Annotated in this window: 4 protein-coding genes and 1 tRNA gene; all 5 read left to right on the top strand. The window is 63.5% G+C overall.

Annotated features, from left to right (window positions below; translation table 11 throughout):
* Positions 1 to 105 precede the first annotated feature (105 nt).
* The 5 genes from topA to CXY74_RS01445 all read left to right on the top strand — a co-directional run bounded on the left by topA (position 106) and on the right by CXY74_RS01445 (position 7,234).
* Positions 106 to 3,129 (top strand): type I DNA topoisomerase, encoded by a 3,024-nt coding sequence (gene topA / locus CXY74_RS01425; RefSeq protein WP_104198780.1) that lies wholly within the window; start codon positions 106 to 108, stop codon positions 3,127 to 3,129.
* The gene (gene tmk, locus CXY74_RS01430; protein ID WP_233193111.1) at positions 3,126 to 3,743 is read left to right on the top strand and encodes a dTMP kinase; all 618 of its coding nucleotides are present in this window, start codon (positions 3,126 to 3,128) and stop codon (positions 3,741 to 3,743) included. Before topA ends, tmk begins: the two co-directional genes overlap by 4 nt.
* 134 nt (positions 3,744 to 3,877) lie before the next feature.
* Complete coding sequence (locus tag CXY74_RS01435) at positions 3,878 to 5,050, top strand: DNA polymerase III subunit delta' (RefSeq protein ID WP_104198782.1); 1,173 nt, start codon at positions 3,878 to 3,880, stop codon at positions 5,048 to 5,050.
* A gap of 93 nt (positions 5,051 to 5,143) precedes the next feature.
* Entirely contained in the window at positions 5,144 to 6,679 is a 1,536-nt protein-coding gene (locus CXY74_RS01440; protein ID WP_104198783.1) for an alpha/beta hydrolase, read from the top strand.
* A 479-nt stretch (positions 6,680 to 7,158) separates the two neighbouring features.
* Positions 7,159 to 7,234 (top strand) — tRNA-Thr (locus CXY74_RS01445).
* Positions 7,235 to 8,783: the final 1,549 nt, after the last annotated feature.

Raw genomic sequence — 8,783 nt, forward strand, 5'->3', positions numbered from 1 at the left:
GCGTGACGCGCCGAGACGCGCCCGTCGATTAGGCAGGCACTCCATTCCGGTGTGTATGGTGTGCCTTGGCCCATCATGTGGTCACTACGTATAAAGAGGAGTCTGGTGCCAGGCACTAAGAAGCTGGTCATTGTTGAATCACCGACCAAGATGAAGTCGATCGCCGCGTATCTCGGCGACGGCTACGAAGTGTTGTCTTCGGTCGGTCACATTCGCGATTTGATCGAGCCGAAAAACCTGCCGCCTGAGCTCAAGAAAGGTGCCCTCGGCCGCTTCTCGGTCGACGTGGAGAACGGCTTTGAACCGTACTATGTGGTCTCCGACGCCAAGAAGAAGACCGTCAGTGAGCTCAAACGGGCCCTCAAGAATGCGAACGAACTCTTGCTCGCAACTGATGAGGACCGCGAGGGCGAGGCCATTGCCTGGCACCTGCTGCAGGTGCTGCAGCCCAAGGTTCCGGTCAAGCGCATGGTTTTCCACGAGATCACCAAAGACGCCATCCTCGCCGCTAAAGACAACACCCGCGACCTCGACACCGCCCTCGTCGACGCGCAGGAGACCCGCCGTATCCTCGACCGCATCTACGGCTACGAGATTTCCCCAGTGCTGTGGCGCAAGGTCGGCCCCGGACTGTCCGCCGGACGCGTGCAGAGCGCCGCGACCCGCCTCGTCGTCGACCGGGAGAAGGAGCGCCTCGCGTTCGTCTCCGCTGGCTACTGGGATCTGCTCGCGCGACTGGCGGCATCCGCTTCGCAGGCTGACCAGGCGTTCGATGCGAAGCTCGTGCGACTGAACGGTGAGCGAATTGCTACCGGTGGCGACTTCGACGACTCCGGTGCGCTGAAGCCCAGCGTGAAGGCTGTCACCCTCGACGCCTCCGCCGCACAGGCCCTGACGATCGCTCTGAAAAGCCCCGGTGTCAAGCTGGAGGTGACCAAGGTCACCTCCAAGCCATATCGTCGCAGCCCCGCCGCACCGTTCACGACGTCGACCCTGCAGCAGGAAGCGGCGCGCAAGCTGCGCTTCACCGCCCGCCAGACCATGAGCGTTGCCCAGTCGCTGTACGAAAACGGGTATATCACCTACATGCGTACCGACTCGCCATCACTCGGGCAACAGGCTCTCACCGCCGCCCGCACCCAGGCCGCGACGCTCTACGGCGCCGAGACGGTTCCGGAGGCCCCCCGCGCCTACAAAGGTAAAAGTAAGAACGCTCAAGAGGCGCACGAGGCCATTCGCCCGTCCGGCGACACTTTTCGCACCCCGGCGTCGCTCGCGTCGAGTCTGCGTGGCAATGACTTCAAGCTGTATGACCTGATCTGGAAGCGCACCGTCGCTTCGCAGATGAAGGACGCCACCGGCTCGACCGCTTCCGTGACTATCGCGGCCGGCCCGACCGGAACCGCGGAGCATGCCTCGGCGTCCGGCGCGCTCGCCGAATTCTCGGCCAGTGGAACCGTCATCACCTTTCGCGGCTTCATGCTCGCCTACGAGGAGTCGAAGGACGAGGAGCGTAACGCTTCGACGGACGCGACCGAGTCCAAGCTGCCGCCGCTCGAAGAGGGCCAGAACTTGGCCCTGCTCGATCTCGAGGCCAAGGGCCATGAAACGACCCCTGCCGCTCGCTACACCGAGGCCAGCCTGGTGAAGAAGCTCGAAGAGCTCGGCATCGGCCGCCCGTCGACGTTCGCCTCGATCATCTCGACCATCACCGAGCGCGGCTACGTCACGCCGCGCGGCCAGTCGCTCGTTCCCAACTGGATCGCGTTCTCGGTCGTGCGCCTGCTTGAAGAGTTTTTCGGCGATCTGGTCGAATACGACTTCACCGCCGAGATGGAGGACGACCTCGACCGTATCGCCGGCGGCGAAGCCAACCGCCTGGATTGGCTCACCAGCTTCTACTTCGGCAGCGACAAACACCGGGGCCTCCGCCAGGTCATCGACAACCTCGGCGAAATCGACCCGCGCGTGATCAACTCGGTCGCCATCAGCAACGACATCACCCTGCGTATCGGCAAGTACGGTCCCTATCTTGAGGTCATCGACCCCGACGCGGCAGCGGATGCCCCGCCCCGCCGAGTCAATATCCCGCCGGAACTCGCCCCCGACGAACTGACCGCGACCAAAGCCCGTGAACTCATCGACGCCCCCGTCGTCACGGACCGGGTGATCGGACTCAACCCCGAAAACGGAAAGGAAATCGTCGCGAAAGACGGCCGATTCGGGCCGTACGTCACAGAGCTCGCGCCGGCAGCAGCAGAACCCGATGTCCCAGTGGTTGTGGCTGCCCCCGTCGAAACGATCGACCCCGCCACCGGCGAGGTCAGCGTCGCGAAGCCTAAGCGCAAGCCGGCCGCGAAAAAGGTGGCCTTAGCTGACAAGCCGCGTACAGCATCCATTTTCAAATCCATGGACTTGGCCACCGTCGACCTCGAAACGGCGCTGCGTCTACTCGCCCTGCCGCGCATGGTCGGGCTCGACCCGGAGACCGGCGCCGAGATTATGGCCCAGAACGGCAAATTCGGGCCGTACCTGAAGAAGGGCATCGATACCCGGTCGCTCACGAGCGAAGACCAGATTTTTGACATCGACCTGCCGGGCGCGATCGAGCTTTACGCGCAGCCGAAGTACGGTGCCCGCCGGGCGTCGAGTGCGCTGAAGGAATTCGAAGCACCCGACCCCGAAAGCGGCAAGGCGATCAAGATCAAGGACGGCCGGTTCGGCGCGTACGTGACCGATGGGGTCACCAACGCGACCATTCCCAAGTCGGAGGACATCGAGGAGATCGACTTCGACCGGGCTGTTGAGCTGCTCGCCGACAAGCGGGCCAAAGGCCCGGCCGCGCCGCGCACGAAGGCACCGGCCAAGAAAGCCGCTGTCAAGAAGCCAGCAGTCAAGAAGGCACCGACCGCAGCGGCGAAGGCGGCGACCGCGAAGAAGGCGGCCGCGACCCGAGCCGCGAACGCGGCAGCCAAGGCAGCGTTGGCCGGCACGCCCCTGGTCAAAAAACCGGCCGTGAAGAAGGCAGCCGTCAAGAAAACGGCCGTGAAGCGGCCGGCCGTGAGGAAAGCGACCAGTTCGGCCGCTGAATCCGCTGCCACAACGACGATCACGCCGAAGGCGTCGTGACCGGTCTCTTCATCACCCTTGAGGGCGGGGACGGCTCTGGTAAGACCACGCAGGCGCAGCTGCTCTCGGACTGGCTGGAAGAGCGGGGGCGCACTGTCGTGCGCACCCGCGAGCCTGGGGGAACGGATCTCGGCACTCGGATTCGCGAGATCGTGCTGCACCACCGCGGCGAGGTGGACCCGCGCGCTGAGGCGCTGCTCTACGCAGCAGATCGGGCCCAGCACGTGGGCACCAAGCTGCGTCCGGCCCTCGCCCGCGGTGACGTGATCGTGCAGGACCGTTACCTGGACTCCTCGGTTGCCTACCAGGGGGCCGGGCGAGTTCTCGGCGCCACTGAGGTGCGAGACCTGTCGCTCTGGGCGGCCGAAGGTCTGCTTCCCGACCTGACCGTGCTGCTCGACCTCGACTCGCGCGCAGCCCGGGCCCGGCTCGATGCCGACGACAAAGTCTTCGACCGGCTCGAGGCAGAGAAGAACGACTTTCATGCCCGCGTGCGCGGTGCGTTCCTCGAATTGGCGGCCGCCGAACCCGACCGGTTCTTGGTGCTGGATGCCGCAGCCCCCGCCGCTGACATCGCCGCACGCATCCGAACGCGGCTGGCTCCCCTCCTGTAACCGTCCAAGCCGGGTCCTGCCCTGCGCAATCGGGCCCATGATCCATCGTTCATGGGCCCGCCTTCCGGCCCGGGCCCGGAAGGCGGGGGAGGCGCGTCGACGGCGGTGTCGCCGGGGCGGGTTACCCTTGACTCATGGCAGTGTGGGACAACCTAACGGGACAGGCCGACGCGATCGCCATCTTTCGGGCAGCGGCCCAGCGGGCACCGTCCGGTACCGGTTCCGTCACGGCCGAATCGTCTTCCATGACGCACGCCTGGCTCATCACCGGCCCGCCGGGTTCCGGTCGCTCCAATCTTGCCTTTGCTTTTGCGGCGGCACTGCTGAGCCCCGGTACCCCCGACGGCGACCTTGCGGCGGCCCGCCAGGTCGACGCGCGCACCCACCCCGACCTCAGCGTGCTCAGTACTGAGGGCGTCATCATCCCGATGAAGACCGTCAAGGAGGCCGTCGCCCGCTCACAGTACTCGCCGTCGGTCGGTCGGTACCGGGTCGTCGTCGTCGAAGATGCCGACCGCATGGTGGAGCGCACATCGAACGTGCTCCTCAAGGCCCTTGAAGAACCACCCGAGCGCACGGTGTGGATTTTGTGCGCGCCGAGCGAGGCAGACTTACTTCCCACTATTCGATCCCGCGTGCGCACCGTGCGCCTGCGCGTTCCGAGTGTTGCCGATGTCGCCGACCTGCTCGTGCGCCGCAATGGAGTCGACCCGGCCATTGCAGAGCTCAGTGCCCGGCTCGCCCAAAGCCACATCGGCATGGCCCGGCGGCTTGCCACCAATGCGGATGCGCGGGCACGACGTGAGGAGACCCTGCGCGCGGCCCTCGGTATCCGCTCGGTGTCGTCGGCCGTCAATACGGCCGCCCGGTTGCTCGCGATCGCGGGTGACGACGCGAAGGCGATCACCCTCGAGCTGGATGCCGCGGAGCGCGACGGAATGCTGCGCTCGCTCGGAATTGAAACGGGGCAGTCCGTACCGCCGGGGCTGCGCGGCCAGATCAAGGATCTCGAAGACGACCAGAAGCGGCGGGCGAAACGCAGCCTGCATGACGGCATCGACCGCATTCTGGTTGACCTTGCTTCGTTGTACCGGGACATCTGTATGGTGCAGCTGGGCCGGGAACAAGCGGTGATCAACCGTGAGTTGCTCGCCGAGCTGCGTACGGCGAGTGTGGCCAGCGCTCCAGCAGCTACGGTCGCCACGATGGACGCGATTGCTGTGGCACGCCAGCGTATTCAATCCAACGTCGCCCCGGCCCTCGCCCTCGAGGCAATGCTCGTCTCGGCGATCCGTCGCCCGCAGTGACCTCACCCGCAGTGACCTCACCCGCAGTCACTCCCAGCCGCTTTCGGTAGCCTGAACCGCAGCATCCGCTTCACGCTATGAAAGAGGAACACGTTGAACCGACGCAATCGCGCTACCAGCATCGCGGCCGCAGCCCTGGCCCTCACACTCGTTCTCAGCGGATGCACCACCCTCTTCGCGACAAATTCCGCACCCACCAAATCCACCCCCACCGGCGAGCAGGTAACGGACAACCTCGATCCGTTCTACAGCCAGGTGTTGCAGTGGAAGAACTGTGGCGAGAACCTGCAGTGCACCGAGGCCACTGCGCCGCTCGACTACACCGACCCGGCCGCCGGGGATATATCGCTCGCCCTGGTACGTCACGTCGCCACCGGCAACGAGCGGATCGGCTCGCTGTTGGTGAATCCGGGCGGGCCCGGTGGTTCCGGATATGACTTCGTCAAGGATTCTCTCGACTATGCGACCGACGCCACCCTGCAGGCGAGCTTTGACATCGTGGGTTTCGACCCCCGCGGCGTCGGGCGCTCCTCGGCGGTCTCCTGTTATGACTCCGCGGCGATGGATGAGTATGTCTACGGCTTGACGACCGCAGAGCGCGGCACGGATGCCTGGATTGCCGAGCTCACGGCCTCCTCCGACGCCTTCGCGGCGGCATGTGCCCAGCAGACCGGGCCGCTGCTCGGAACGGTCGACACGAAGAGCGCCGCCCGCGACCTGGACCTGCTGCGCGCGGTGCTTGGCGATACCCACCTGAACTATCTCGGTTATTCCTATGGCACCTTTCTCGGCGCCACCTATGCCGAACTCTTTCCCGAGAAGGTCGGCCGTCTCGTGCTTGACGGGGCCGTCGACCCGTCGACCAGCAATTTCGAGGTGACCAAGACCCAGGCGGTGGGTTTCGAAAATGCCCTGCGTGCCTACCTCACTGACTGTCTCGCGGGCAAAGACTGCCCCTTCCGAGGAAGCGTAGACAGCGCGATGACGACGATCGGCGCATTGCTGAATTCGGTGGACGCGAGCCCCATCACCGCCAAGGACGGCCGTCAACTCGGCGGAAACGCGCTCCTCACGGCGATCATCTACCCGCTCTACCAGGCCACAGCGTGGCCACAACTGAGCACCATGTTGGATACCGTGCTGCACGGCAGCGCCGAGGCCGCGTTTCAATTCGCGGATGCCTACAACGGCCGCGACGCCGACGGCAAGTACACCGACAACTCGACCGAATCGTTCATGGCCATCAACTGCATCGACTATCCGTACAACGCCGACCCGACCGTGATGCGCGCCCAGGCCGCCGAACTCGAAGCCGCGGCCCCGGTGATCGGCCCGTTCATGAGCTTCGGCGACATCGGCTGCGCCGATTGGCCCTATAAGTTCACCGGCGAACGCACCGAGATTCACGCGTCCGGGGCGGCACCCATTCTGGTTGTCGGCACCACCAACGATCCGGCAACCCCGTACGTCTGGGCGCAGCAGCTGGCCGAACAGCTCGACAGTGGCAGCCTGGTGACCTATACGGGGGAGGGGCACACCGCCTACAACAAGTCGAATTCCTGCGTGAACGATGCCGTTGACTCCTATCTTGTCGACGGCATCGTGCCGGCGTCCGACCCGCAGTGCTGACCCGAGCAGATTTGCGTGCTGTGAAATAACTGAAGCATGTCGATCGAAACTGAAGTGCCCCGACAGCCACGTGCTGGCCGACCGGTCGGTGTTGCTCTCCCCGCGTTTGCAGTGCACGGGCGCAGACCGGGAGATCCTCAGCAGCGCCGCTCGGTCATGAAGGAAAACGTCTACCTCTTCGCATGCGAACGGCTACTCTGCGCGACGTCAAAGACCGCGTACAGCAGACCAGCGAGCGACGCTGTACGGCGGATTCGCCGGCTCTCGCCCAGGATCAGGCCGAGCGGCATTAGCGCGCCCTGGTGTTAGCCCCGTGGCCGCCATCCGTCATGCTTGGCAGTGCTGGTCTGCGGGCGCTGGAGTGAGCCCGCTGTCGGACCACGTGGATGCGTCATTCCCCGACGTGTACAGAATCACCTGCAGAAACGACTAGGCTTGGCTGCTGTGTCACCGAGTGCCTTATGGGGCGTTCTGGTAACGCCGCCTTAGCTCAGTTGGTAGAGCATCTCACTCGTAATGAGAAGGTCGTCAGTTCGATTCTGACAGGCGGCTCCACTGAAACTCTCGGTCGGAATCAGTTTCCGAAGCCGTGTTAGCGGTATGTTTGTCCGAATTTGCCACATTTGGCCACATCTGTTTGAAGTGCTCGGTTATTGAGGGTGTCTGCAGCGGCGTATAAATCTTCTTCGAAGAGGTCGCTGGAAACATTCGAAGTCATGGCTGCGGAGGCATGTGCGAGCATCCGCTGCACCGACAAAACGCTCGCGCCCGACGAAATCGGCAGGGACGCCGCGGTGAGTGCGGGGTGAGCGCCGACAAGTTTAGATGACGGCTCCGGAGCTCCGCCACGGCGGCCGTGAATGTTCGACGCCGGAAGTTCCAATTGGTGGATTCTTAAGATGGCCAAGCGTTCAATCCTTCCCCTGGCTGAAGAAAGAGTTCCTTGGCAGTACCGTTTCGGTATCGGTTATCTTGGACCGTGACTATCGGTCTGATTTCGGGAAAGCAGGCTATTTCTCGACTTAATACAAAGTTGCAGTTGATGTCCAAGCCGACAGTGAGCGCTCGAAAACTCGCTTCCAAAATCTCGACTCATACGATGCCCGCTGAGATGCGACATGTACTCATTGAAATAGAAAATCGGCTCCGGTAATTTGACGGGCGCCCGGTGTCCCCACCCAGGCCGTATCGCCATCGCGTAATCTCCACCGGCCGTCCTCAAGTGTGACGGCGGATACACGCCTGTCATAGTCGCCTGCATGGTGAAAACAGGTGCCCGCGTTAATGTCCTTAGAGTCGTTCTGCGAGACCTTGTACGCGTGGAGCTGGCAAGAAAGCCGCTGGCCCCTAGAATTCTGACCTTGGTGGCGGCGACTGCGGGGTCTGTGATGGACCTGTACCGCGAACGCGGTGGGATCCAGGACGCACCGAAGCTAGCTCCAGGTGGCTACGATGTTGCCTGCGCCGATGGACTGCGTCTTGTGCTCGACGAAGACATGCACTTTCATCGGTCTCGCGCGACCCTTGGTACGCCGTGGGCAGATGTGCTTCCCTGGACTGCGCCCGCCACTCCGCCCTCCGGGGGGGGGCGGGACCGGAAGTAAGCGGTGAACGACCCCCTCAGCAGAGCGAATGTTTGGCAACGGTAACCCAGACGGGGTCTTGGCGGGCCGGGAGCGCCGAGATGGAAACAATGAGCGTTGTACGACGCGATGAAGGACGCAACCGCGGCGGACGACCTTGTGACGCTAGATAGGCTCTCGATCTACGACCTTGTGAACGGACACACGCTCAATGAGGTGATTTATGGACGCGCGACCGTCGAGCCTGAAGTGATTGAAGAACGAGTAGCGCGACGGAGAGCGTGAGCTATTTCAGGACTGCTTTACGTGCGCTGTCCACGGTTGCGCGTCCACTTGGGGTGGACCCCAACTAGGCGTCAGGCGTACTTGTCGTAACCCACAGGGCACAGCAGACAGCCAATACGCTTTTGCAGGTTGACGCCGACAAACCACAGTTCCAGGACATCAATGTTCGCAAGGCATTCTTCATGGCCATTGACGTGGAGCTGCAGAAGAAGGTCGTGTGGAACGGTCTGAACTAC

Source organism: Cryobacterium sp. Y29, from assembly GCF_002929825.1.
Taxonomy (GTDB): Bacteria; Actinomycetota; Actinomycetes; order Actinomycetales; family Microbacteriaceae; genus Cryobacterium.